Here is a 23,883-nt window from a genome sequence, read left to right on the forward strand (position 1 = left end):
AGCAGGAAAAACCTCGTCTTTCCCGCTCCTGAATGATCGGTTGTTCAAAGCGCTGCTTCGTGGGAACATACCATTCTTCGCGGACGGAGGGTGCAATGCGTGTATTGCGGCGAGCACTGGCTTTCGGTTTTGTCCTGGGTTTGCCGGCGGATTTTTCGACCGCGGCAGATGCCAATCTTCAATTGTTTGGGCGGGATATCGGCAAGGAGAAGGCCTTTGCCTGCTATGCCCGGACCTATACCAAGGCGCATCTCGCCAGTCATCCTGATCAGAATGTCCGCGACATGATGGTTTTCGTGGACAGCTACGAGGATGAGAGCGGTGCCGGCCGCCAGTATGTTTTGGGCATGTCGGTGAATTTCCGCCAGTTGAAGAGGCCCTACAGCGCCTATGGCGGCTGCGCTGCCGGTACGGACGGAAAGCAGGCCCTGCACTGCGGCATCGATTGCGACGGCGGCACCATCGGTGTTCGCATCAAGGACAAGAATTCCATTCTTCTCGATATTCCCGATGGCGCGCGGGTCAGTGACGATCAGAGCGAGGAGGAATTGAGCGACCTTCCCGAAGGCGCCAAGTTCGGATCGGACGACAAGATTTTCCGTCTCGACCGCGCAGCACTTTCCACCTGCCTGCCGCTTGCTTTTGACGAGCAAACCAAGGCCGCTCTCCTCGCGGCGCATTGAGGGGGCGCCATGTCGATCAAACGCCGGACTGTCTTCACGCGCGCCCTGACCGCGCCGCTTGCCGCGCTCTTTGCTGGACGCGTCGCGTCCGCCGCGACGGCATCGCCCGCTGCCGGGAGGCAGAAGGTCGTCTATCACCTTGCCGATACCGAGAAGGTGATGTTTGTGCTTGGCAATATCCGCAACCATATAGATGGCATGGGCGGCCCCCAGGCGGTGGATATCGTCCTGGTGGTGCACGGCCCGGCACTGGCTCTGTTTCGCAAGATCAAGGCCAATCCCAAAACCGCCGCGCAGCTGGCCAGCATAAGCGGGGACGGGGTTCGCATGGCCGCCTGCGGCAATACGATGACCGCGCAGAACCTGGAGGTCGCCGATCTGCTGCCCGGCTTTGTGCGCGCCGACGAGGGCGGCGTCGTTCTTATCGCGAAGCTTCAGACCGAGGGCTACGTCTACATTCGGCCTTGATCGGCGGCAGGTCAGCATAGTCGGACGGCAATTGCCCTGAAAATATGCAATTTTGGGGCGGAATGGCGGGTGTCATGCACCTATTGCATGGCTGCCGCCTCTTTGTAGCTCTGGTGAATAAGCTCTGCCTCATCTATCTTCAGCGTCGGGAGGTAAACGAAAAGAGGTTTACCATGTTTAAGCAACTGAAGAAAATCACCGGCGCCCTGCGCGTACCGTCCGTCGAAGAACGTGAAATGAACTATCTCAATGGTTCGCTCGACCGGATCGATCTGGAATACCGTCAGCGTCAGGTTGACCGCGGCCTGTTCCGTAACTCCTTCTAAGTCATGCTGCCGTCCGGCTGCCTGCGACTGCAGGCTGCCGGGACCCATGCAATAAACGCATGTCAGACTGGGCTCCTGCGCATGACGTGAAGGCGCCGCGAGCGCCGGGCATGATCGCCTCTGCGGCAAATCGCGCTTGGCCGCGCCGGAATGCTGATTTTCCCGTGGCCGCCATTGAACAGCCACATCCGCATCGTCTATCAGGACAGCATGTTGTTCAGACGCAAGAAGCCCGCAACCTTGTCGGGAAGGCTCCGTGAGTTTCTGTGGCCGCGAAAGGGCTTTTCCCGCGGCGTGCGGTATTTGTCGATGCGCGTGTTGCGGCTATCGTCCTCTCCGCATTCCATCGCCGTCGGCGTTGCTGCCGGCGCTGCGTCTTCGGCAACGCCGTTTATCGGCTTTCACATCCTCATCGCTCTTGCTGTTGCCTATCTCTTGTCGGGCAATCTGATCGCGGCCGGTATAGCGACCGCGCTTGCCAACCCGCTGACCATTCCGGTCATTCTCGTCGCCACCTACGAGGTCGGCGTGGTGATGCTTGGTGCCGGCGGCAGGGGTGCGCTGACCGGGGAAGAGATTGTCCATAGGCTGAGCCATCTCGAACTGGCGCATTTATGGGAGCCGTTGCTCAAGCCGATGTTGATCGGCTCCGTGCCGATTGCAGCCGCAAGTGCTGCGGTTTTCTATGTCCTGGCCTTCTATGCCGCCAAACTCTTCCAGTCCCGCCGCCAGGTCCGGCGGTCCGGCAAGGCACAGCATCGCACGGCGGGATCGGCAAACGGGCTTTGATTCTCACGAATTTTTAACTTGGCAGGCGGCTGTCTGTTTGCTCTTGTCCAGCGAGGCTCGCCTCCACTCTGATAAGGTATTTTCGTTTCAATGATTATCGGCATCGGCAGTGACCTGATCGATATCAGGCGGATTGAAAACTCGCTCGAGCGTTTCGGCGAGCGGTTCAGCCAGCGCTGTTTCACCGAGATTGAAATCCGGAAATCCGAGGGCCGGAAAAACCGCGCCGAATCCTATGCCAAGCGGTTTGCGGCGAAGGAGGCCTGTTCCAAGGCGCTGGGAACGGGCATGGCGCAGGGCGTGTTCTGGAAGGACATGGGTGTCGTCAATCAACCGGGCGGCAAGCCGACGATGCAACTGACCGGCGGTGCTGCCGAAAGGCTTGCGGCAATGCTGCCGGCCGGCCATCGCGGCGTCATCCACCTCACCATCACCGATGACTACCCTCTGGCGCAGGCCTTCGTGATAATCGAAGCTCTGCCCGTTGCCCCGGATAAAGGAAGCGTTTAGAGCATGTCCGCATGAAGCGGACCGAGAATGGGCGTGTGCAAATATCTGTCGAGCAACCTGAGTGAAATTCCGTTCGCAAATAGACCGCAGGCAAAATCTTCGTTCGACACGGACATGGTGCGAGCAATGATCAGATCAAGGAACGACGGCGTGGCAGAGAAAATAGAAAAGAAGCAGAGTGGCCTTTGGGAAAACGTCAAGGTCATTATCCAGGCGCTTCTCTTGGCTGTGGTGATCCGCACCGTCTTCTTCCAGCCGTTCACCATTCCCTCCGGTTCGATGATGCCGACGCTGCTTGTCGGCGATTACATCTTCGTCAACAAGTTCGCCTATGGCTATTCCAAATATTCCCTGCCGTTCGCGCCGGACCTGTTCAGCGGCCGGATTTTCGCCAGCGAGCCGAAGCGCGGCGATGTCGTCGTGTTTCGTTTCCCGCCGAACCCCGACATCGACTACATCAAGCGCCTGATCGGCCTGCCGGGCGACAGGATCCAGGTTCGCGACAGCATTCTCTACGTCAACGACAAGCCCGTTCCGCGCGTGCCGGACGGCGCCTTCCGCGCCGACGATCAATACGACACGGGCGCCGAAGTTCCGGTCTATCGCGAGACGCTGGACAACGGCGTGAGCTTTGACACGCTAGACCAGTTTCCGGATACGCGCGGCGACAACACCCGCGAGTTCATCGTTCCGGAAGGCCACTATTTCATGATGGGCGACAACCGCGACAACTCGGCCGACAGCCGTTTCGATGTCGGTTTCGTGCCCGCCCAGAACCTGGTCGGCCGCGCCAGCATGATCTTCTTCTCGCTTGGCCACGACACCTCGTTCCGCGAAGTGTGGAAGTGGCCGACGAACCTTCGCTACGACCGCCTTTTCAAGGCCGTCGAATGAGTAAGGGCCGTCCGCTGAACACGCAGGACCGGGAGCGCCTTGAAGCTGCGATCGGCTACAGCTTCGTTCAGAAGGAACGGCTCGACCGGGCGCTGACCCATGCCAGCGCCCGCAATGCCAAGGGCTCCAACTACGAACGGCTGGAATTCCTCGGCGACCGGGTCCTCGGGCTTTGTGTCGCCGAGTTGCTGTTCGACACATTCAAGGAGGCGAGCGAAGGCGAGCTTTCCGTTCGTCTGAACCAGTTGGTCAGCGCCGAAAGCTGCGCGCTCATTGCCGATGCGCTGTCACTGCATCTCTTCATCCGCACCGGTGCTGACGTCAAGAAGCTCACCGGAAAACACATGCTGAATGTGCGGGCCGATGTGGTAGAGTCGCTGATCGCGGCGATCTATCTCGATGGCGGCCTGGAAGCGGCGCGGGGGTTCATCCAGCGCCACTGGTCGGCGCGGGCAAGCCGGGTCGATGGTGCACGCCGCGACGCCAAGACCGAACTGCAGGAATGGGCACATGCCAAGTTCGGCGTGACGCCGAGCTACCGTATCGACGACCGGTCCGGACCGGATCACGATCCGCGTTTCACGGTGACGGTGGAGATACCAGGCATTGCGCCGGCAACCGGCATCGACCGCTCCAAGCGTGCCGCCGAACAGGTAGCAGCCACCAAGATCCTGGAGCGGGAAGGCGTCTGGAAGACAGCGACGACGGCCTGATCTGTCCGGAGGAAAAATCCTCCTGAAAGATCAGGCAATCCTTTGATAGCATGCGATCCTGCGCGCCGTTGCGGCGCCCGGCGCACAATCGGAAATTACGGATACGATGAGCGAAAATACTGTAGAGACCGCCGCAGCCGAAGGCGCTGCCACCCGTTCCGGCTTCGTGGCGCTGATCGGCGCCACCAATGCCGGCAAGTCCACGCTGGTCAACCGCCTGGTCGGCGCCAAGGTGTCGATCGTCAGCCACAAGGTACAGACGACCCGCGCCATCGTGCGTGGCATCGCCATCCACAAGCGGGCGCAGATCGTCTTCATGGACACGCCCGGCATCTTCAAGCCCCGCCGCCGTCTCGACCGTGCCATGGTGACGACCGCCTGGGGCGGCGCCAAGGATGCCGACGCCATCATGATGCTGATCGACAGCGAGCGCGGGCTGAAAGGCGACGCCGAGACGATCCTCGAAGGCTTGAAGGAAGTCGAACAGCCGAAGATGCTGGTCCTCAACAAGATCGACCAGGTTTCGCGCGAGGACCTCTTGAAGCTCGCAGCCGCGGCCAACGAATATGTCGAATTCGAACGCACTTTCATGATTTCGGCGCTCAACGGCTCCGGTTGCGACGATGTGCTCGACTATCTCGCCATGAAGCTGCCCGAAGGTCCCTGGTACTATCCGGAGGATCAGATTTCCGATCTGCCGATGCGCCAGCTCGCTGCGGAAATCACCCGCGAGAAGCTCTTCCTGAGGCTGCACCAGGAACTTCCCTATTCCTCGCATGTCGAGACGGAGAAATGGGAAGAGCGCAAGGACGGCTCGGTGCGCATCGAGCAGGTGATCTATGTCGAGCGTGACAGCCAGAAGAAGATCGCGCTCGGCAAGAACGGCGAGGCGATCAAGGCGATCTCCATGGCCTCGCGCAAGGAACTCTCCGAAATCCTCGAACAGCCGGTCCATCTGTTCCTGTTCGTCAAGGTGCGCGAAAACTGGGGCGACGACCCCGAGCGCTTCCGCGAAATGGGACTGGAGTTCCCGAAGTAAAAAGAGGCGCCGGCAACGGCGCCTTTTTCCTGTCTCATATGACCTTCAAGCCGACGCGCCGCTCGAGTTTTTCCGCATCTTCCTTGCGCTCGCTGTAGCGATCGGTGAGATAGCCGGAGATGTCGCGCGTCAGCAGCGTGAATTTCACCAGTTCCTCCGTCACGTCGACGACGCGATCGTAATAGGAGGACGGTTTCATCCGGCCGTTGGTGTCGAATTCCTGAAAGGCCTTGGCGACGGAGGACTGGTTGGGAATGGTGATCATCCGCATCCAGCGTCCGAGAATGCGCATTTGGTTGACAGCGTTGAAGCTTTGCGAACCGCCCGAGACCTGCATGACGGCAAGCGTGCGACCCTGCGTCGGGCGGATCGACCCGACAGAAAGCGGAATCCAGTCGATCTGGGCCTTCATGATGCCGCTCATGGCACCGTGCCGCTCCGGGCTTACCCAGACTTGGCCCTCCGACCATTGCGAGAGATCCCTCAGTTCCTGCACCTTCGGATGGCTGGCTGGAGCTGCATCGGGCAGAGGCAGCCCTTCCGGATTGAAGAAGCGGACCTCCGCGCCGAAATGCGTAAGCAGGCGGCCGGCTTCCTCGGCCAGCAGGCGGCTGTAGGATACGGTTCGAAGCGAGCCATAAAGAATGAGAATGCGCGGCGGATGCGTCGAGAACGGCCGGCGCAGCGCCTCGCGGTCAGGCAGGCGCAGGTGCTGCTCATGAGCTGCCGGTAGATCAGACAAGGCGCTTGCCCTCGGCATCGAGCACCTGCTCGCCGTCTTCCTTGGCGAAGGGCCCCTTGTGCGTCTCCGGCAGGACATCGAGAACGACTTCGGACGCCCGGCAGAGCCGCGTGCCGATCGGCGTGATGACGAAGGGCCGATTGATCAGGATCGGATGCACCAGCATCGCGTCCAGAAGCGCATCATCGTTGAGTGCGGGATCGGCAAGGCCGAGCTCGTCGAAGGGCGTTCCCTTTTCGCGGATAGCCTCGCGCACACTGAGCCCGGCATCGGCGATCATCGCTTTCAACGCGTCCCGGCTTGGCGGGGTGTGGAGATACTCGATCACCGTGGGTTCGATGCCGGCGTTGCGGATCATTGCCAGGGTGTTGCGGGAGGTGCCGCAATCGGGGTTGTGATAGATGGTAACGGTCATGATGGCCTCGGATGTGGGGTGGCTATGCGTTGGCGGAGGGCTGCCGCAGCAGCCAGTTCATCAGGGCAAGGGCGCAAAGAGCCCCCACAATTTCCGCGAGGACGAAGCCCGGGAGATCGAGCGGGCGAATGCCCGAAAATGTGTTGGTCAGTGATCGGGCCATCGCCACGGCTGGATTGGCGAAGGAGGTGGACGCCGTGAACCAGTAGGCGGCGGTGATGTAGAGCCCGACCAGCCACGGCACGTTTTTCGGATCGGACCGGATGCCGCCGAGGATCACGGCGACAAGGCCGAACGTGGCCACGCCTTCGGAAAACCACTGTGCGCCTCCGGTTCGCACCTTCAGCGAGGCCTCGACCGGTGCCAGATCGAACATCAGATGCGCCGCGACCGTTCCGGCGATGCCGCCCAGGCATTGTGCGACGATGTACAATGCCAGCTCGCGCCGCGGCAATTGACGCTTCAGCGCGAAAACCAGTGAGACGGCCGGGTTGAAATGCGCACCGGAGATCGGCCCGAAGATGGTGATCAGCGCCACCAGGATGGCGCCGGTCGCGAGCGTGTTGCCAAGCAGGGACAGCGCGACATCATCCGTCAATGTATCGGCCATGATGCCCGATCCGACCACGGTCGCGACCAGCAGGCAGGTTCCGAGTGCTTCGGCAAAGACGCGACGTTGAAAGTTGTATGCGGACATCACCCTGCCTTCGCCGGGCTGATCGTTGCCCCTTCCATGGCGCCGATCTGGCGTAGGTGCGTTTCCATCGCCAGCTTGTCGATCGAGCTGTGTGGCAGGGCGAGAAACGCCGTGATGCGGTTTTTCAGGAACCGGGCGGCCTGCGAGAAGGCGCGCTCCTTCTCGAACTCGCTGCCTTCCACGGCTGCAGGATCCTCGACGCCCCAATGCGCCGTCATCGGATGTCCGAGCCAGACAGGGCAGGCTTCACCGGCCGCGTTGTCGCAAACCGTAAAGATAAAATCCATCTGCGGCGCTCCGTCGGCGGCAAAGACGTCCCAGCTCTTGGAAGTGAAGCCGGTGGACGGATAGCCAAGCGCGCTGAGTTCCCTCAGGGCGAGCGGATGAACGGTCCCCTTCGGATAGCTGCCGGCCGAATAGGCCTTGAAGCGGCCTTTACCTTCGGCATTCAGAATGGCCTCGGCGAGAATGGAACGGGCTGAGTTTCCGGTGCACAGGAAGAGCACGTTGTATATTCGGTCAGGCATTGGCTTTTTCCTTTGGACTACAGCAGGGGACGAGGTCAGCAATCAGCGGCGCGCAGAGATCCGGATGGCCGGCGCAGCAATCTTTGAGAAGAAACGTCACGACAGCGCGCAGGCTGTCGAGGCTGGCGCGGTAGACGATGGACCGGCTTTGCCGCTCCGCCGTGATGAGGCCCGCCCGCTGAAGGGTCGCCAGATGCGTCGACATGGTGTTGTGCGGAATGCCGAGCAGCCGGGCGATTTCCCCGGCGGGCAGGCCACCGGGTTCGCGGGAGACAAGCAGCCGGAAGGCATCCAGGCGAGTGCCCTGGGCGAGAGCTGCAAAAGCGTTGACGGTGTTATTATTGTCCATATGTCGAGAAATATCGACATGCGAACTCCGCGTCAAGACGGAGCCGCCAGTTCGGCGCTCTGTGCCGATCGTCGAACAGTCTGTCGAGCAAACACCGCCTTGTCGTTCCTGCAGGCACGGTTAATTTTCGAACGAAATGAAGCGCTCGGCGTTTCAAGTCTGAATGGGATAAACACGATGCCGCAACTGGTCGATGGAAAATGGGAAACGGGCGATGTCGCCGCCAGCGAGATGAAGAACGGCGCCTTTCATCGCGAACCCACCCGCTTCCACAACTGGGTCACGGCCGATGGCACGCCGGGACCGGATGGCCAGCCGGCGCTTCCCGCCGAAGCTGGGCGTTATCACCTGTTCGTCGCTTTCATCTGCCCGTGGGCGTCCCGCACGCTGTTGATGCGCAACCTGAAGGGCTTGCAGGACATTATTTCCGTGTCCGTCGCCGAACCGGAGCTCGGCGAAAACGGCTGGACCTATGCAGAGCCGCAGGATGCCGGCCCGCGCGTCGCAAAGATCCGTTACCAGCATGAGCTCTACACGGCATCCGACCCGCATTATACCGGCAAGGTCTCCGTCCCGGTACTTTGGGACCGGAAGGAAGGCCGCATCGTGAACAACGAATCCGCCGATATCATTCGTATCCTCAACAAGGCCTTCAATCATCTGACGGGCAACAGGCTCGATTTCTACCCGGAGACGCTACGCCGGGAAATCGACCGCTGGAACGCGCCGATCTATGAGAAGGTCAACAACGGCGTCTACCGGGCCGGTTTCGCCAAGACGCAATCAGCCTATGAAGAGGCCGTGACGAGCCTCTTTGACATGCTCGATACGATCGAAGCGCACCTCTCGCAGAGCCGCTACATCGCCGGCGTCCACTTCACCGAGGTCGATATCCGGCTGTTCGTCACACTGATCCGCTTCGATTGCGCCTATCACGGCGCCTTCAAATGCAATCTGCGGCGGCTGGAGGATTATCCGAACCTGTCGAACTATTTGCGGGAGATTTACCAGTGGCCCGGCATCCGCGACACGGTGCGGATCGATCAGATCAAGCGGGGCTATTATTCGCTCGTCCATATCAATCCGACGAAGATCGTGCCGCTCGGCCCCGTGCTTGATCTCGACCAGCCGCACGACAGGGCACGTCTCAGCGGTCAGGGCGTGGTTACCCTTTGATTTCGTTTGCTTACTAAGAAAATAAATTGCCCATCGACTTGCCGCAGCCATTGCGAAAAGGCGAAACCGCGCTAGTTTAATACCCGTTCTGATGGATAAGGTTCCCGATCGGGAGCGCCCAGACGATCTGCCCGGCATGCCGACTGGCGGTGTTACGATAGCGTCCAGCACGGCTTTTTTCCGGCGGCGCCAATGGCGTTCCAGCTCCGGTTTCCGTCCCCGGATTTTCCGGCGACACGTGAGACTGCCACCCCGCGAATATCCAGCGGAACGATCCGATGGGTTGTGGTCGAGGTCTGGAATGAGCACGACATTTCTGAAGCTGCTTCGCCGGCTGGTTCAAAAAGGCAATCTGCGCATTGCCCTTTCTTCTGGAGAACAGGCTGTCCTTGGTGATGGCTCCGGCGAGCCTGTTGCGCTGCGGATGATCGATGAAGAGGCCGAAAAGGCGATCCTGCGCGATCCGGGCCTGAAATTCGGGGAGATGTATGTCGACGGGCGCGTCGTCATCGATGAAGGCAACATTTTCGACGTCATTTCGATGATGAAGGCCAATGGGCTCGAACGGGCAGCGACCGTCAGCAACACGGTCACCGCCCTTCTGCATGTCGCCGAGCAGCAGGTCAAAAGCCGCCTGCCGGTTAATCGCAACAAGCACAATGTCGCCCATCACTACGATCTCGATGGCAAGCTGTTCGATCTGTTTCTCGATCAGGATTGGCAATACTCCTGCGCTTATTTCGATCCGCCCGACATCGGCCTTGATGAGGCGCAGACGGCGAAGAAGCGCCACATCGCCGCAAAGCTGCTGCTGAAGCCAGGCCAAAGCGTGCTGGATGTGGGCTCCGGCTGGGGCGGCATGGCGATGTATCTTGCCGAATCGTCGGGCGTCGAGGTCACCGGCATCACGCTCAGCGAGGAGCAATTGAAGGTTTCCCGCGGGCGGGCGGCAAAGCGCGGGCTCGCCGGCCGCGTTCGCTTCGAATTGCAGGACTATCGGACCATGGCGAACCAAAAGTTCGACCGCATCGTCTCCGTTGGCATGTTCGAGCATGTCGGAATGGCCAATTACGGCAATTTCTTCAGCAAGATGGCAGAACTTCTTGCCCCAAAGGGGGTGATGCTCCTGCATTCGATCGGCCAGGCGGAAAAACCTTGGGCGACCAATCCCTGGATCGAGAAATACATCTTTCCCGGCGGCTATATGCCGGCCCTGTCGGAGGTCGTGCCGGCAGTCGAGAAGGCGCGGCTGATGATCAAGGATATCGAGATCCTGCCGATGCATTATGCCCAGACGCTGCGGGCCTGGCGCGACCGCTTCACGGCGCGCAAGGAGGAGGCGATCCGCCTCTATGACGAGCGCTTCTTCCGCATGTGGGAGTTCTATCTGGCGGCCTCCGAAACTGCCTTCATCTACGACAAGCTGCTGATCTTCCAGATCCAGCTTTCGCGCGAGCAGGACGCGGTACCTTATACCCGCAACTATATCGGCGAGCGCGAGGCGGCGCTGCGCGAGTTCGAAAAGACGCGTCCGCCGCTGGAGCGGGTCGAGTTCTGAGCCGCCGGCGGTGGCAGGGGACGGCATCATCCTTCTGTGGACGTCTGGTGGCTGGTGACCGCCTTCACTTGGCCTTCATCGCATGTGCCTCTATGGTTCCTGCCACCTCATCAGATCACGGAATGCCATGCCCCTGCCTTCAAAGCCCATTGCCGTTCTCATCGCCCAGGAAATCAAGGCCACGCCTGCGCAGGTGATCGCAGCCATCGAGCTGCTCGACGAGGGCGCGACCGTTCCCTTCATCGCCCGTTATCGCAAGGAGGTGACCGGCGGTCTGGACGACACGCAATTGCGTGATCTGGCCGAACGTCTCGTCTATCTGCGCGAACTGGAAGCCCGCCGCACCTCGATCCTCGACTCGATCCGCAGTCAGGACAAGCTGACGGAAGAGCTGGAAGCCAAGATCGCCGCCGTCACCACGAAGGCGGAACTGGAAGATATCTACCTGCCCTACAAGCCGAAGCGGCGAACCAAGGCGGAAATCGCCCGCGAGCGCGGACTGGGGCCGCTGGCGGAGGCTATTCTGGCCGACCGCTCCGTCGCGCCAGCAGACCGCGCATCGGCCTTCATCACGGCGGAGGTGCCGGACGTCAAGGCGGCACTCGATGGCGCCCGCGACATCATTGCCGAGGGGATCACCGAAAATGCCGACCTGCTCGGCCGCCTGCGCGCCCATATGCGGCAGGTCGCGTTTTTGCGCGCCAGGGTTGTTGACGGCAAGCAGGAGGCCGGCGCCAAATTCTCCGACTATTTCGACCATTCCGAACGCTGGGCAACCGTTGCCGGCCACCGGGCGCTTGCCATGTTGCGCGGCTGGAACGAGGAGTTCCTCTCGGTCGATATCGTCGTCGATCAGGACGACACCTCGCCGGTCAAGCCGGTCGAGCGTATCATCGCCGCCGCCTACACCGTCGGCGGCACGCTGCCGGGCGACAAGTGGCTGATGGAGGTGATCGGCTGGACCTGGCGCGTCAAGCTGTCGATGTCGCTGTCGCTCGACCTGATGCGCGAAATGCGAGAACGGGCGGAAGAGGAGGCGATCCATGTCTTCGCCCGCAATCTGAAGGATCTGCTGCTTGCTGCTCCCGCCGGTTCGCGCGCGACGATGGGCCTCGATCCCGGTATCCGCACAGGCGTCAAGGTCGCGGTCGTCGACGGCACCGGCAAGCTGCTCGAGACGACGACGGTCTATCCGTTCCCGCCGAAGAACGACATTCGCGGCGCCCAGGCAGAGCTCGCGAGCCTTGTGCGTAAATATGCGATCGAACTGATCGCCATCGGCAACGGCACGGGCAGCCGCGAGACGGAACGCCTCGTCGCCGACATGCTGGGCCAACTGCCGGCGGGACCGAAGCCCACCAAGGTCATCGTCTCGGAAGCCGGTGCTTCGGTCTACTCTGCCTCGCAAGCGGCCGCTGACGAATTCCCGGGCCTCGATGTTTCCCTGCGCGGTGCCGTCTCGATTGCCCGCCGCCTGCAGGATCCGCTGGCCGAACTGGTGAAGATCGAGCCGAAATCGATCGGCGTCGGCCAGTATCAGCACGATGTCGACCAGGGCCGTCTGAGCCGCTCGCTCGACGCCGTCGTCGAAGACGCGGTGAACGCAGTCGGCGTCGATCTGAATACCGCTTCGGCGCCGCTGCTTGCCCGTGTCTCCGGTCTCGGCAAATCGTCCGCCGAGGCGATCGTTGCCCACCGCGATGCGACCGGCCCCTTCGAGAGCCGCAAGGAATTGATGAAGGTGCCGCGGCTCGGCGCCCGCACCTTTGAGCAATGCGCCGGTTTCCTGCGCATCCCCAATGGCAAGGAGCCGCTGGATGCATCCTCCGTGCATCCGGAAGCCTATGGCGTGGCGAAGAAGATCGTCGCCGCCTGCGGTCGCGATCTGCGCGCCATCATGGGCGACAGCGCCATCCTGAAAAGCCTCGACCCGCGCACCTTCGTCGACGAGCGCTTCGGCCTGCCGACGGTCAAGGATATTCTCGCTGAACTCGAAAAGCCCGGCCGCGACCCGCGACCAAGCTTCAAGACCGCGACCTTTGCCGATGGCATCGACGACATCAAGGACCTGAAGCCCGGCATGCTGCTGGAAGGCACCGTCACCAATGTCGCGGCCTTTGGCGCCTTCGTCGATATCGGCGTCCACCAGGACGGGTTGGTCCACGTTTCCCAGCTCGCCGACCGTTTCGTCAAGGATCCGCATGAGGTGGTCAAGGCTGGCGATGTCGTCAAGGTGCGTGTCACCGAGGTCGATGTCCCCCGCAAGCGCATCGGCCTAACCATGCGCAAGGACGGCGCCGCAGAGCAAGGCGGCCGCGAGGCGAGGCGCGACGCAAAGGCAGATCACCAGGGCCGCCAGAACCAGGCCCGTGCGCCGCAGCCGAAGCCGCAGGCCCCGTCGCAGGGCGCTTTCGGCGCTGCGCTGGCCGAGGCCATGAAACGCAAATGACGGGTTGAGGCCCCCCCGGTTGCTGCCTGCATAATTCCGAAGGAAATTATGCAGCAGTTTCAAAATGCTGAGCGCCGCTTGGCGCGTCAGGTTTGACGCGCGGCGCGTAGCGGCAGCAGCCGAGCAGCGCTCTATCGTGCCGGTACCAGCGATAGCGTGGAGGTGACGCCATCCGGTGGAACGAGGCCGCGCCAGCTGATCCGCACCGCTTCCACCTTTATGCCGAAAGCCGGGGAATGCCAGCCGCCTTCGCCGATGTCGCCACCTGCCTTGATGGCAATGTCCCCAGGCGCCGTGAAGGACAGGATCGCAATCGTTTCCCCGCCTTGCGAAATCAGGACGGTGCCGTCCTTCAGCTGCGCGTGCCATTCGGGCGCGAGCTGGAAGACGATCTCCGCCTCCAGGCCTACAGTGCCGGTCAACTCGTCACGGATCGCGAAGCCCGCCGGCGTCGAAGACAGCGTGCGGCGATGCTCGGCACCAAACCGCTTCCGATAGCCATCGTGGCTTGCAACGACCGACCAGTTTTCTCCGCCGGTCGCGGTTTCCAATGTGGTGACGGCTTTGTGCGACCAGTTGAAGGAACCCGACATCGTGCTCTGGTCGGCGCCGCCGATGTTGAGCGTATTGTGGGCACGGGTGCCGCGGAACCAGTCCCGCCAGTCGCCGCCGGCGTGGTAGAGATAGGTGCCAGGATCGACGAACAGCGGCGCGCCATCGATGCTGACGATTATCGACAGCGCATCGGCATGGCCATGGGCGGCGATGGAGAGATAGCCGAGCGGCGCATGATCGAACACGATGCCGAGTTCGCGGCCGGCCTTGCCTTCGCGGATGATCGTATAGCCGCCATCGGCAAACGTGCGCAACCCTGACGGCAAAGCGCCGCCGGTCGTAGCGGAGCCGAACAGCGCGTCGCGCAGATCGTATTCCGGCGGTCGCGGCCCCGCCGGTGGCTTACCCAGATGGCCGCTAATCGCTGCTGCGACCGAGGCTGCATAGGCGGGTTCATGTCGCGCCAGCGTAATGACGCGGCCCTCGTCGTCGTCGCAGATGCTGGGAACGCGCCCCTCAGCATTGGAAAGCCAGGCGATATACTCGGCAAACTGCATCAGCCGCGCATCGACCGTCGTGCCGAGTGGCTGACCGCTTTCCTTCGCGACCAGGCTGCAGAGCAGGACGAATTCTACCGTGAAGGCGCCGTAGGTCGGTGACTGTTCGGCGCCGACGCCGTCGGCGAGGATCTGTTTCGACACTTCCCGGACGAGCAGGCGGCGCATCTTGTCTTCAAGCTTCTTGGCTTGCGGCAGTTCCGGCATGGCGCGGGCGATGAGGAACTCGCCGGCGATTTCCGCGACGAGATGGTTGTTGGCCGACGAAAAGCGCGAAGGATAGCGCGACATCCACACCTGATGCGCATGCAGGATCGCGCGGATTTGCGCGGTGCATGAAGCTGAAAGCGACGATCCGCAGAAGCTCGCAACGATGAGCAGGCTGATGGCGCGAAGGGAAAGCTCGATGCCGGAATTCCAGCCGAGGCCGCGAAACGGCGGATTGGCATGATACCAGCTTGCGATCGCGGTCTCGATGAACGCCAGCGCCTCGCGGTCTCCGGTCAGGCAGGCATGCGCCGCCACCGGCTGCAGGAACTGCAGGCGGTTGAATTCCCAGGCATATTTGATGTCGCCGAGCTTGCGCTCGTGGCGATAGGGAATGTCGAAACAATATTTGTCCGCTCCCGGCCAGAGCCCGCCGGTAACGGGATCGAGCCGCCACACCTCCGGCGGAAACTGGTTTGACAGGTCGCGCTGCGGCCAGGCGACGCCGAGCGCCTCGAAATGACCCGACAGGATGAACCGGGCGGCATCGGCAATCTCCTGCCTGAGCGGCTCAGATGCCCCGGCAAGGATTTTCGCAAGACCCGGCAGCACCGGCATCGGACCCGGCAGAACATAGCGCTTCGACCCTTCCAGCCGCCCGCGCGCCCTTGTCTTCTTCGCCTTTTCCCCGAGCCGGTGAACGATCTCAGCCGGGCTCATGGCGCGAAGCCGGTTTATGTACCAAAGATAATGCATTAAAATCACGCGAAAATTTCTCGATGAATCTGCTTCACGCTGCTGATTTCGTTCGAAATCTGCGCATAGACTGCTTGCTTGGCTTTGGTGATCCCCTGCGCCCGCAACGCATGGCACTCCGCGACGTCGCGAAACGCTGCAGCGAGCGATGACGCATCAAGATCGCTGAACGACGCGCCCTCGCCGAGGACCTCGGACAAAGTGGGCGAGGTATTGGTTACGACGGGGATGCCAGCCGAGAGGGCTTCCTCGATCGCCATCTGCATGATGTGCGGACGGGTCGACAGCGAAATGACTGCGCTGGACTGGGCCAAGGTGGCGAGATAGTCGCTGAAGTCCATGAAGCCCGCAAGACGGATATTCGGCGGCTGTGCAGCAGGATCCAACTGGCGCTTGCGATAGTTACCTGAAATCACGAAATCGAATTCGGGACACGACTTCATTGCTTCAATTGCGACGTCGACGGGCTCGTCTTCGGCAAACGAACAGGAGAACAGGTAGAGCGGTCGTCCGCCGCGGGGTGCATAGGATACGCCTCCAAGCTCATCGCGAGGAATGGACAGGATGTGAAGCACACGCGCATGCCACGAAGCAACAACCTTGCCGTCGAAGCGGTTGTGGCAGATGGTAAAAGGCGACTTCCGCGCCACATGTCTGAGGAACGGCAGGAAAATCTTCCATTGTGGCTTCGAGATCGCCCCTGAATGGAAATCCATGATCACCGCCGCTCCGGTGAACCGACTATAGAGCCAGCACACCATCGGAAGCATCGGCGGCTGGTTTAGGCAAATGACGGACGCAGGGCGCTCGCGTACAAGAAGCCGGAGGGTCGCGATCATCCGATCGATATAATTGAAAAGAAGTGAGATTTTTCCGTGCCGCTTATGCGAACCTATCAGGCAAAGCTTCGATCCGAACAGCATGGCAGTCGACGCCGACCGAAAGCACTCCGGTTTCCACGCGATCATCAATGAGTTCCGGAGAGGATACTTCGGCATCTTCGACATCTAAATGACCTTGTTGGCTGAATATTGGATTTTAAGCCGATAAACGATGCAGCCAGTGACAGCTATCGCAGCCACGATCGGGCCCTTTGTAGCCAGACCGTTACCGGCGACCGCCACCATCAGCACGCAGCCGGCATAGATCAGATCCGCTCGCATCCATTTCATGAAAAACATAAGGAGAGCGGCCGTGTAGGCAATCGCAAAGAAGATGCCTCCCTGAAACAAAGCAATGACGAAAAAGCTTTCGTTGAACTTATTACCGGTTGACTGGACGTAGTAATCCGCTCGTGCTGGCTCGACGCCGGATAGGAATTCGTCGTCAGTAAGATAGGAAATAGCGTCATAGATGGTGATGCGGGCATTCGAACTTTCGTCCCATATTCCGCGCTCCATAACACGTTGGAGTATTTCAGAATCGATGAGTCCCTGGACCACCACCGGAACCATCGCAAGGACACCGATCACGATTAAAAATCCATATTTCCGCTTCGATGCCGTGAACAAGTAGGCGCCGAACACCAGCAAGCCCACTAAAAGCGGAGCGCGCACCGCAAGAAGCAGAATTTCCACAAGCAGCGCTACGAGCACCGGCATCTGGTAGCGGGAAGGCAGGACCCCCGAGATGGCAAGAAGCATTGCACAGTAACACAATGGGCCAGCTATCACCGGATGCTGAAAGAGACCCGCTGGGCGGAAATACAGGCTCTCAATACCATACGTATATATGCGAGTCTTAGTGGCAAACTCGTAGGCAACGACAGATAAGTTAAGCAGGCAAATGATGATGAACACACGCCCGACAACAACAATCTTGGATCTGTCGAGCATACCAATTGCAAGCGTAATCATCGCCGGGGCTACAACGATGTCCAGTGCCGTTGCAGCAAAGTAAAACTTACCACTAACACTAAGATATAGAGACAAGAAGAAGAAAAGGGCGATCACCAAGTGCCCTGAGCGATCTATCTCGACGTAACGTTCGACGGTGCGCCTGTTGAAAATTGCAATACAATAGGAGATCACCGCCAAATAGGTTGCAGGATGAATTTTCTCCAGAATGCTACCGCCCGCCGTTCGGTATGCCATGAACTGTTCCAGGAGTGCAGGCACCGCCACGAAAGTCACGATCAGGAAAAGAACCACCAAGATAACACAGAGCGTCATGCTGGCGGGCTTCCGAATACCGGCACTCTCAGCTGGAATACTGGCCAAGGACGGAACTGGCGATATCGTCATCTCAAAGTCCGCTCCATCAACGTGAGATAGCGATCAACCGCAATCTCAACAGAGAACTGAGCGGCCCGTGCCTGCAGCATAGCTTTGTCGCAAGCACTATCTAAAACGTCTAGGACAGCTTCCGCCAAGCCTTTGGGATCTGCCACTGGCACAAGCCGGCCGTACCGGCCGCCGTCGAGGATCTCCGCCGGACCAGACGGGCAATCTGTGGCAACCACCTTCTGGCCGCACGCGAGAGCTTCGGCCACCACGATGGCGAACCCCTCCCACTGCGATGACAGCACAAAGACGTCGGCTTTAGACATGTAGGCGTAAGGATTGTCGGAGAAGCCCGGCAGGTCGATCTCGTCACTCAGCCCCCGTGCGCTCACCTCCTTCTCAAGGCTCGTCCGTTCCGGGCCGTCGCCAATGATCAGCAGTCGCGCATCCCGCGTCTTGCGAACAATCGCGAATGCTTCGATGAGACCGATAAAGTCTTTGGCGATGTGCAGACGTCCAACCGAGAGGATTACCGGCACATCGCGCTGGGTAAGCCATCTGTGTGTCACCGGTGCCGTCGACCGCTGCTGGATCTGCGCCACCGGAATCGGATTATAGATCGTCGTCGTCCGGTCGCGCGAACAGCCAAAGTTTCGGATCAGGGGCTCGCGCAATCCCTCGCTCACCGTGATGATGTGCGCCACGCGCGGAAACAGCAACGACCGAAACAGCCGTGCCATTTTAGTCTTGATGGTTTTCGTGGCCTTTTGGGTGAGAATCGGGTCGTTGTGTTCGGTGATTACATATCGGGTCTGCTGAAACGGGATGAGGTTGATTATCGCCGCGGCGATTGTCTGCTGATCGCCTCCGCAGACAACGACGTCAAATCGCTCACGCAGCAGCACCCAGAGCAGCTTGGGGATGCAGCGGGCCATGGAATTGTGTCCCAGCTCGATGATCTTTACCCGGGGATCGAGGTCACCCATGTACTGCCCTTGCTTTAGGCGCAAGATTAGGGTGATGTCTACATCGCGGGCCTGCATGCCGTTGCAAAGCGATAGAATTACGCGCTCGATACCACCATGCTTGAGGCGGTTTGCGAGAAACGCATAGCGGCGGCGATGGGTAGTGCGAGCCGAGCCATCCTTCCTCAGGCTTCGGTGGCAAAGCAGCAGGGAAGTACCGACAAATGCGGCTCCGACCGCACAGAGACATGTCAACGCCAGCCAACTGGGGGCACCCTGTAACACATCTGCCTTCAGCGTCCGTATCACGCCATAGGTAGCTGCCGCCAGGAGCGTCGAGGTCACAATACTGCCGGTACGGAACGGCACATGCATCAGCCCACGGGAAAGGAGGATGCTCATCACCAGCGAAGCGACGCTGCCGCAGGCAAACATTAGTGCCGCGCCATAATCTGGGGCCGTCGGGACGACCAGGAAACCCACAATCATGGAAAGTGCAGAGCCAATCACCAGCGTTGGAATCTGCCGGATATTCCTCAGGAACATATGGTAGATGTTGTCGTAGACGAAGAACTTGATGTTGATTGCCATCGCACCAAACGCGACGAGCGGAGTGACGGTGAGAAAAGTGGGCAGTAACTCAGGCTTGAACAGCACCTTCGCAATTATGTCTGTGGCCCCGGCTAACAAGGCAGCGCCGGGCAGAAACACAGACAGAATGAGCGCGAGTTGCTGGGCGAGGATATTGCGGGCCTCCTCAGTCTTGCCGTCGTTGAACAGTGCCGACAGCTTGACAAAGGCGCTGGTGTTGAATGAGGCGCCTATTACGTCGAACGCAGCGCGCCCAACCGTGAACGCCGCGGTATAGGTGCCAAGCGCTGCAGCGTCAGAAAAACTCTTCAGTGTCGCCTTGTCGAGACTGGTTACCAGTTGCCCCAGCAGGGTCAACGTCACCAGCGGCCAGGAAAAGGCGAACATTATCTTCCAGTCGACGGTGTCCGGTAGGTCGGGCCGGGTGTGGGCGAGGCCGTGGCGGCAGGCGATTGCGCCCACGATCACGCCCGCGACGCAGCCGATCAGCGACGCCTCAAGAAAGCTGTCTGGTTTGATGGCCATGGTGCCGAGGGTCAGCGCGAGATAGATCGCTGCCCGCAGCGCCTCCAGCGACGACGCCGTCTTGTTGCGTTCGGTCAACTGGTTGAGACGGATGCCGAAGCGAAGGAACGCGGCCGACGCAATGTAACAGCTCACCGCGAACCCCACCTCCCAGGCTCGCTCTGGTGCGAGCCCAGCGCTTATGGCAAACGATGCCATGATCGCCACGATCGTGGTCCCCAACATGAGCCAGGCCATACGGAGCACGAAGACTCTCGAAATGCCTCCGGCTTGGGCACCGAAACGCGCGATACCGACGCGGGCCCAGTTGGTCAGCACCGTATCTGAAAATTCGCCGATGAGAATTGTGAGCGAAAAATATCCGAACTCGCTCGGGGTCAAAAGCCTCGTGCCAAAAAGAATGACCGCTAAGGCTGCCACTCTCGGCAGAACATACGCGGGCAAGTAGATTAGCGCGCTCTTAATCACGAGGTTTGACCGAATTCTGATAAGCCGCGATCAGCTTCGGCACCTCATACGTCCAGGCCATCTGTGTCTCCACACGGCTGCGGCCGAAAGCGCCCATTCTTGCGCGGCGATCCGGGTCGGCGAGCAGGTCGGTGATCTTTTCGGCGAAATCCACCGGATCGTTCGCCTTGGCGTAGAGCGAGGCTTCCTTGGCGCTGAAGCGGCCTTCGGTGACGTCGAACTGGACGATCGGCTTGCCGACGGCCATGTATTCGAGGATCTTGTTCATCGTCGACTTATCGTTCATCGGGTTGACGCGGTCCGGATTGACGCAGACGTCTGCGGTCGACAGCACCTCGAACAGCGTCTGGTCCGGCGCGCGGCCGGTAAAGGTCACATAGTCGGCAAGGCCGATCTTTTCCGACATGGCCCGCAGCGCGACAAGGCTCGGGCCGCCGCCGACGAGCGCGAACTGGATATCCTTGCGCCCGAGATCATAGACGATGTGACGCGCGGCCTCGAGCAAGAGGTCGATGCCTTCCTGGTCGCCCATGACGCCGACATAGCCGACCAGGAATTCGCGCCCGTTCTTCAGCGCCGGGTTCGGCGCCACGGCCTTGACGCGGGAAAGGTCCGGGCCGCTGCGCACGACGAAGATGTCCTTCGCCTGCTTGCCGCCGCGCTCCATGGCGATCTTCTTGTAGCTCTCGTTTGTCGAGATGACGGTGTCTGCCGTCTTGAAGGTCAGCCATTCGAACAGGCACATCAGCCGCCAGAAGAAGCCGCGTTTGTTGAACTTGGCTTCGTAGAGTTCCGGGTTGATGTCGTGATGGTCGAAAATATAGCGCTTGCCGATGAGCTTGAATTGCCAGGCGACGAGGAAGATCAGGTCCGGCGGGTTGCACCCGTGCAGCGTATCGAAGCCGTGGCGGAACAGGATCTTCCAGGCGAGAAGCGTTTCCCAGGTCAGCGCCGCGCCGTATTCGAGGAAATAGCCAAGTGCCCCGCCGGCATCGAGGGGCAGGGGGTGGCGGTAGATGTGGATACCGTCGAGATGTTCGTAGCGCGCCGTATAGCCCTTGCCGGTCGGGCAGATGATGGCGACTTCGGCGCCGGCGGCGCGCAATGTTCTCGCCTCCTGCCAGACCCGCCGGTCGAAGGGCACGGGCAGGTTTTCGACGATGATCAGCACCTTTCTGCCGGAAAGCGCGCCGGCGACGGCCTCGGTGCGGGCGTGGGTGGCGGTGTTGCTGTTCTGAGGGGCCGTGTCCATCGCCGCCTCCTCAGGAAAGAGAGTTCAGATTGACGATATCGCCATTCTTCTCGAGGTTGAGCTTCCTGTAGGTGAGGTTGGTCGTGATGACGCGGTCATAGGCCGTCGCCTCGGCGGTCTCCTTCGAGACCAGCAGCTGCGACAAAGTCGGAATCTGCGTATAAGCGTAGCCCAGATTGGCGCCGACAAGCTTGGTCGCGTCGATCGCCGGATCGAAGATCGACAGCTTGTAGCCCTCGCGCAGCAATCCGCGGGCAAGGTCGATATTGGGGCTTTCGCGCAGGTCGTCGGTCTCCGCCTTGAAGGCGAGGCCGACCAGCAGAACCCTGGAGCCCGGCGCCAGGTCACGCGTCACATGCTGGAACAGCCGGTATTTGTGCGCCTCGTTGGAGCGCAGGAGCGCGTCGACCAGATGCGTATGGGCGCCGCAATCGGCGGCGATATATTGCATCGCGCGCACATCCTTGGGCAGGCAGGAGCCGCCGAAGGCGCCGCCGGGGCGGGTATAGTAAGGCGAAATGTTGAGTTTAGTGTCGGAGACGAATATCTCGTGCACCTTGGCAGCGCTGAGGCCGAGCTGCAGGCAGATGCGGCCGATCTCGTTGGCATAGGCGACCTTGACGGCATGCCAGGTGTTGTCGACGAACTTGGTGATTTCGGATTCGCCGAGGCGCACGTAGAAAGTCGGCGCCTTGATATACTGGTTGAGCTCATCCATCCGCGCATTCGGCTTGCCGTCGACCGTGCCGATGACGATCTTGGGCGGATCGAAATAATCCTGGATGGCCGAGGATTCCCTCAGGAATTCCGGATTGTAGACAATCTCGATGCAGCGGTCGAAGGCCTCGCCCAGTTCGGCGGCGAAGATCGGCGCGATCAGCCCTTCGACGGTTCCCGGACGGATGGTGGAGCGATAGACGACGGTCAGCGGCGACGTTCTGTTCTGGCCGACTGCGGCGGCGATCTGGCGCGTGACTTCGGCGATATAGGTCATGTTGTGCGAGCCATCCGGGGCACTGGGGGTCCCGACGCAGACGATGGCCATGTCGCATTCGTTAAGATGGCGCCTTATTTCCGTATGGGCGGAAATCCTGCCGGCTTCGAGGCCTTCGCGCAGCAGGATATCGACACCCGGTTCGGTGATCGGCGCGATACCTTGATTGATTTGGTTAACTTTTTTTTCGCTGACATCGAAACCGACGACGTGGTGGCCTTCTTTTGCTATGCAGCACATGGCGGTGAAGCCCACGTAACCGAGGCCAAAGATTGCTATTTTCATGCAATATTCCTTTGAAGTCTAAAAATTTTCAGTCGGAGGCAAGAGGGCATTCGACTGTAATAAAAAAATAAAATTACACCGTTTAAAACAACGGCTTGCTTCAACTGGGCTGGCCTAACCGGCCCGACGATACACCAGTCGGTATTCATTCGCAGACCCATTTTTGGGTATTTTAACAACCTGCGATAACTTAAAATTTATTTCTGAACGCCTTTGAGTGCCGGTTTCGGCTTGCGTCCGTGTATGTGTTTTCACATAATTAAGCACGATTTCATAGGGGGATTTCGCAGTTGCGAGATGAAATAGTCAGGGCGTGACGCTTTAAGCTAGGTGCCTCTTTTGGTTGTGAGCTTTGCTGGAGAGCAGATGCCCGGTGCCAGCGAAGCGACATAATAATCAACCGTCCGTTGCATGTTGTCTATTGGCAAAGTTGGCCGTTCAAAAGAAATATTAATCAGAATTCACAGCATTGTTTCATGCGATGCTTTAAAAAAAGATAAATCTACTGCAAGAAGACTAGCTTAGCGTCAAAATTATATTTAATCTCATTAAACCGGCGGGGTTTTACCATGATACTGGATCGTAAATCCATTCTTGCTGGCTGCGCGCTGGTACTGGCGATTTTTGGCGCCGCTCCATCCTTTTCGCAACAAGACCAAGACAGCACGGAGCAAAAGGCGGCGGAGACGCCGGAGCAGCGTTCTTTGAAGGCGTTCCTGGCGACGATAAAGGCGGCAAAGGCGGGGGACGACCTCACATCCGCGGTTGCCGGCATCGAGGCCATGGCTCGGGAAGGCGATCCGGTCGCGTCAGTGGCGGCGGGTGATCTCTACCGCGACGGCAGGGTGGTTGCGAAGGATATCGCCAAAGCGATCGATCTCTATGGCAAAGCGCTTGAAAAGGGCAAACTGGCTGCGGCGGCCAAGCTCGGTGACCTTTACCGACAAGGCGAGGCCCTCGGCCTCGATCCCCACAAGGCCGTCGGCTATTACGAGCAGGGCGTTCAGGGTGGCGATGCCGGGGCCAAGGCAGGCATGGCCGCTCTCTATGCCGAAGGCGTCCTGGTCGGTCGCGACATTCCGAAGGCGGTTGCGCTCTATGAGGAGATCATCGCCGCCGGCGGCACATGGGCGGTGTCGTCGCTGGCTGCGCTCTATCTCAAGGGAGACGA

At 60.1% G+C, this 23,883-nt stretch carries 23 protein-coding genes; 12 read left to right on the top strand and 11 right to left on the bottom strand.

Features of this window, described 5'->3' with window-relative positions; genetic code table 11:
• Positions 1-95: 95 nt before the first annotated feature.
• The 8 genes from A3AY_RS0131420 (at position 96) to era (ending at position 5,422) form a co-directional block, all read left to right on the top strand.
• Positions 96-683 carry a hypothetical protein gene (locus A3AY_RS0131420; protein ID WP_018329638.1) on the top strand — a complete coding sequence of 196 codons (588 nt, stop codon included), beginning with the start codon at positions 96-98 and terminating at the stop codon, positions 681-683.
• A 9-nt stretch (positions 684-692) separates the two neighbouring features.
• Positions 693-1,151: a DsrE family protein gene (locus A3AY_RS0131425; RefSeq protein ID WP_018329639.1), complete on the top strand. Its 459-nt coding sequence runs from the start codon at positions 693-695 to the stop codon at positions 1,149-1,151.
• A gap of 173 nt (positions 1,152-1,324) precedes the next feature.
• Positions 1,325-1,477, top strand: coding sequence for a DUF3563 domain-containing protein (locus A3AY_RS40945; RefSeq protein WP_083926077.1), 153 nt, complete (start codon positions 1,325-1,327; stop codon positions 1,475-1,477).
• Between the two features lie 150 nt (positions 1,478-1,627).
• On the top strand, positions 1,628-2,266 hold the full coding sequence (locus tag A3AY_RS0131435) for a DUF2062 domain-containing protein (RefSeq protein WP_018329641.1): 639 nt from the start codon (positions 1,628-1,630) through the stop codon (positions 2,264-2,266).
• A 90-nt stretch (positions 2,267-2,356) separates the two neighbouring features.
• The gene (gene acpS, locus A3AY_RS0131440; protein WP_018329642.1) at positions 2,357-2,776 is read left to right on the top strand and encodes a holo-ACP synthase; all 420 of its coding nucleotides are present in this window, start codon (positions 2,357-2,359) and stop codon (positions 2,774-2,776) included.
• 150 nt (positions 2,777-2,926) lie between these two features.
• Positions 2,927-3,670: a signal peptidase I gene (lepB, locus tag A3AY_RS0131445; protein WP_026204027.1), complete on the top strand. Its 744-nt coding sequence runs from the start codon at positions 2,927-2,929 to the stop codon at positions 3,668-3,670.
• The gene (gene rnc / locus A3AY_RS0131450) at positions 3,667-4,383 is read left to right on the top strand and encodes a ribonuclease III (RefSeq protein WP_018329644.1); all 717 of its coding nucleotides are present in this window, start codon (positions 3,667-3,669) and stop codon (positions 4,381-4,383) included. Before lepB ends, rnc begins: the two co-directional genes overlap by 4 nt.
• 106 nt (positions 4,384-4,489) lie before the next feature.
• Positions 4,490-5,422: a GTPase Era gene (gene era / locus A3AY_RS0131455; RefSeq protein ID WP_018329645.1), complete on the top strand. Its 933-nt coding sequence runs from the start codon at positions 4,490-4,492 to the stop codon at positions 5,420-5,422.
• 34 nt (positions 5,423-5,456) lie between these two features.
• Here era and arsH read toward each other — a convergent pair whose 3' ends face one another.
• The 5 genes from arsH to A3AY_RS0131480 are packed head-to-tail and all read right to left on the bottom strand — an operon-like array spanning position 5,457 to position 8,152.
• On the bottom strand, positions 5,457-6,182 hold the full coding sequence (gene arsH, locus A3AY_RS0131460) for an arsenical resistance protein ArsH (RefSeq protein WP_018329646.1): 726 nt from the start codon (positions 6,180-6,182) through the stop codon (positions 5,457-5,459).
• On the bottom strand, positions 6,157-6,579 hold the full coding sequence (arsC, locus tag A3AY_RS0131465) for an arsenate reductase (glutaredoxin) (protein WP_018329647.1): 423 nt from the start codon (positions 6,577-6,579) through the stop codon (positions 6,157-6,159). Before arsC ends, arsH begins: the two co-directional genes overlap by 26 nt.
• 22 nt (positions 6,580-6,601) lie before the next feature.
• Positions 6,602-7,276: an MIP/aquaporin family protein gene (locus A3AY_RS0131470; RefSeq protein ID WP_018329648.1), complete on the bottom strand. Its 675-nt coding sequence runs from the start codon at positions 7,274-7,276 to the stop codon at positions 6,602-6,604.
• Positions 7,276-7,803 carry an arsenate reductase ArsC gene (locus A3AY_RS0131475; protein WP_018329649.1) on the bottom strand — a complete coding sequence of 176 codons (528 nt, stop codon included), beginning with the start codon at positions 7,801-7,803 and terminating at the stop codon, positions 7,276-7,278. Before A3AY_RS0131475 ends, A3AY_RS0131470 begins: the two co-directional genes overlap by 1 nt.
• Positions 7,796-8,152 (bottom strand): ArsR/SmtB family transcription factor, encoded by a 357-nt coding sequence (locus tag A3AY_RS0131480; RefSeq protein WP_018329650.1) that lies wholly within the window; start codon positions 8,150-8,152, stop codon positions 7,796-7,798. The genes A3AY_RS0131475 and A3AY_RS0131480 overlap by 8 nt, the downstream gene beginning before the upstream one ends.
• A 177-nt stretch (positions 8,153-8,329) precedes the next feature.
• Between A3AY_RS0131480 and A3AY_RS0131485 the strand changes: the two genes are divergently transcribed.
• From A3AY_RS0131485 to A3AY_RS0131495, 3 genes are all read left to right on the top strand, one after another.
• Positions 8,330-9,328: a glutathione S-transferase family protein gene (locus A3AY_RS0131485; protein ID WP_018329651.1), complete on the top strand. Its 999-nt coding sequence runs from the start codon at positions 8,330-8,332 to the stop codon at positions 9,326-9,328.
• Positions 9,329-9,629: 301 nt separating this feature from the next.
• Entirely contained in the window at positions 9,630-10,886 is a 1,257-nt protein-coding gene (locus tag A3AY_RS0131490) for an SAM-dependent methyltransferase (protein ID WP_018329652.1), read from the top strand.
• A gap of 127 nt (positions 10,887-11,013) precedes the next feature.
• Complete coding sequence (locus A3AY_RS0131495; protein ID WP_018329653.1) at positions 11,014-13,335, top strand: Tex family protein; 2,322 nt, start codon at positions 11,014-11,016, stop codon at positions 13,333-13,335.
• A 131-nt stretch (positions 13,336-13,466) separates the two neighbouring features.
• On the opposite strand, the gene A3AY_RS0131500 is transcribed toward A3AY_RS0131495, so the two are convergent.
• From A3AY_RS0131500 to A3AY_RS0131530, 6 genes are read right to left on the bottom strand one after another with little or no spacing between them, the layout of a single operon-like run.
• Positions 13,467-15,374 carry a heparinase II/III family protein gene (locus A3AY_RS0131500; protein ID WP_234913139.1) on the bottom strand — a complete coding sequence of 636 codons (1,908 nt, stop codon included), beginning with the start codon at positions 15,372-15,374 and terminating at the stop codon, positions 13,467-13,469.
• A gap of 41 nt (positions 15,375-15,415) precedes the next feature.
• Positions 15,416-16,417: a glycosyltransferase gene (locus A3AY_RS0131505; RefSeq protein ID WP_083926073.1), complete on the bottom strand. Its 1,002-nt coding sequence runs from the start codon at positions 16,415-16,417 to the stop codon at positions 15,416-15,418.
• Positions 16,418-17,653 carry a hypothetical protein gene (locus A3AY_RS0131515; protein ID WP_154663356.1) on the bottom strand — a complete coding sequence of 412 codons (1,236 nt, stop codon included), beginning with the start codon at positions 17,651-17,653 and terminating at the stop codon, positions 16,418-16,420.
• Complete coding sequence (locus tag A3AY_RS37255; RefSeq protein WP_018329658.1) at positions 17,650-20,181, bottom strand: glycosyltransferase; 2,532 nt, start codon at positions 20,179-20,181, stop codon at positions 17,650-17,652. Before A3AY_RS37255 ends, A3AY_RS0131515 begins: the two co-directional genes overlap by 4 nt.
• Positions 20,174-21,433: a glycosyltransferase family 4 protein gene (locus A3AY_RS0131525; RefSeq protein ID WP_018329659.1), complete on the bottom strand. Its 1,260-nt coding sequence runs from the start codon at positions 21,431-21,433 to the stop codon at positions 20,174-20,176. Before A3AY_RS0131525 ends, A3AY_RS37255 begins: the two co-directional genes overlap by 8 nt.
• A 10-nt stretch (positions 21,434-21,443) precedes the next feature.
• On the bottom strand, positions 21,444-22,712 hold the full coding sequence (locus A3AY_RS0131530) for a nucleotide sugar dehydrogenase (RefSeq protein ID WP_018329660.1): 1,269 nt from the start codon (positions 22,710-22,712) through the stop codon (positions 21,444-21,446).
• Positions 22,713-23,281: 569 nt separating this feature from the next.
• On the opposite strand from A3AY_RS0131530, the gene A3AY_RS39950 reads away from it, so the two are divergent.
• Positions 23,282-23,883, top strand: a 602-nt coding sequence (locus tag A3AY_RS39950) for a tetratricopeptide repeat protein (RefSeq protein ID WP_018329661.1), incomplete at its 3' end; no start/stop codon positions are given.

The sequence above is a fragment of the Rhizobium giardinii bv. giardinii H152 genome, assembly GCF_000379605.1.
Lineage (GTDB): Bacteria > Pseudomonadota > Alphaproteobacteria > Rhizobiales > Rhizobiaceae > Pararhizobium > Pararhizobium giardinii.

Coding starts and splice junctions, on each gene's coding strand:
- arsC (WP_018329647.1), bottom strand. CDS start 6,579: ATGACCGTTACCATCTATCACAACCCCGATTGCGGCACCTCCCGCAAC.
- A3AY_RS0131470 (WP_018329648.1), bottom strand. CDS start 7,276: ATGTCCGCATACAACTTTCAACGTCGCGTCTTTGCCGAAGCACTCGGA.
- A3AY_RS0131500 (WP_234913139.1), bottom strand. CDS start 15,374: ATGAGCCCGGCTGAGATCGTTCACCGGCTCGGGGAAAAGGCGAAGAAG.
- acpS (WP_018329642.1), top strand. CDS start 2,357: ATGATTATCGGCATCGGCAGTGACCTGATCGATATCAGGCGGATTGAA.
- A3AY_RS0131490 (WP_018329652.1), top strand. CDS start 9,630: ATGAGCACGACATTTCTGAAGCTGCTTCGCCGGCTGGTTCAAAAAGGC.
- A3AY_RS0131530 (WP_018329660.1), bottom strand. CDS start 22,712: ATGAAAATAGCAATCTTTGGCCTCGGTTACGTGGGCTTCACCGCCATG.
- rnc (WP_018329644.1), top strand. CDS start 3,667: ATGAGTAAGGGCCGTCCGCTGAACACGCAGGACCGGGAGCGCCTTGAA.
- A3AY_RS0131495 (WP_018329653.1), top strand. CDS start 11,014: ATGCCCCTGCCTTCAAAGCCCATTGCCGTTCTCATCGCCCAGGAAATC.
- A3AY_RS0131505 (WP_083926073.1), bottom strand. CDS start 16,417: ATGTCGAAGATGCCGAAGTATCCTCTCCGGAACTCATTGATGATCGCG.
- A3AY_RS0131525 (WP_018329659.1), bottom strand. CDS start 21,433: ATGGACACGGCCCCTCAGAACAGCAACACCGCCACCCACGCCCGCACC.
- A3AY_RS40945 (WP_083926077.1), top strand. CDS start 1,325: ATGTTTAAGCAACTGAAGAAAATCACCGGCGCCCTGCGCGTACCGTCC.
- A3AY_RS0131475 (WP_018329649.1), bottom strand. CDS start 7,803: ATGCCTGACCGAATATACAACGTGCTCTTCCTGTGCACCGGAAACTCA.
- arsH (WP_018329646.1), bottom strand. CDS start 6,182: ATGCCGAGGGCAAGCGCCTTGTCTGATCTACCGGCAGCTCATGAGCAG.
- A3AY_RS0131480 (WP_018329650.1), bottom strand. CDS start 8,152: ATGGACAATAATAACACCGTCAACGCTTTTGCAGCTCTCGCCCAGGGC.
- A3AY_RS0131515 (WP_154663356.1), bottom strand. CDS start 17,653: ATGACGATATCGCCAGTTCCGTCCTTGGCCAGTATTCCAGCTGAGAGT.
- A3AY_RS0131485 (WP_018329651.1), top strand. CDS start 8,330: ATGCCGCAACTGGTCGATGGAAAATGGGAAACGGGCGATGTCGCCGCC.
- A3AY_RS0131420 (WP_018329638.1), top strand. CDS start 96: ATGCGTGTATTGCGGCGAGCACTGGCTTTCGGTTTTGTCCTGGGTTTG.
- A3AY_RS0131425 (WP_018329639.1), top strand. CDS start 693: ATGTCGATCAAACGCCGGACTGTCTTCACGCGCGCCCTGACCGCGCCG.
- era (WP_018329645.1), top strand. CDS start 4,490: ATGAGCGAAAATACTGTAGAGACCGCCGCAGCCGAAGGCGCTGCCACC.
- A3AY_RS0131435 (WP_018329641.1), top strand. CDS start 1,628: ATGCTGATTTTCCCGTGGCCGCCATTGAACAGCCACATCCGCATCGTC.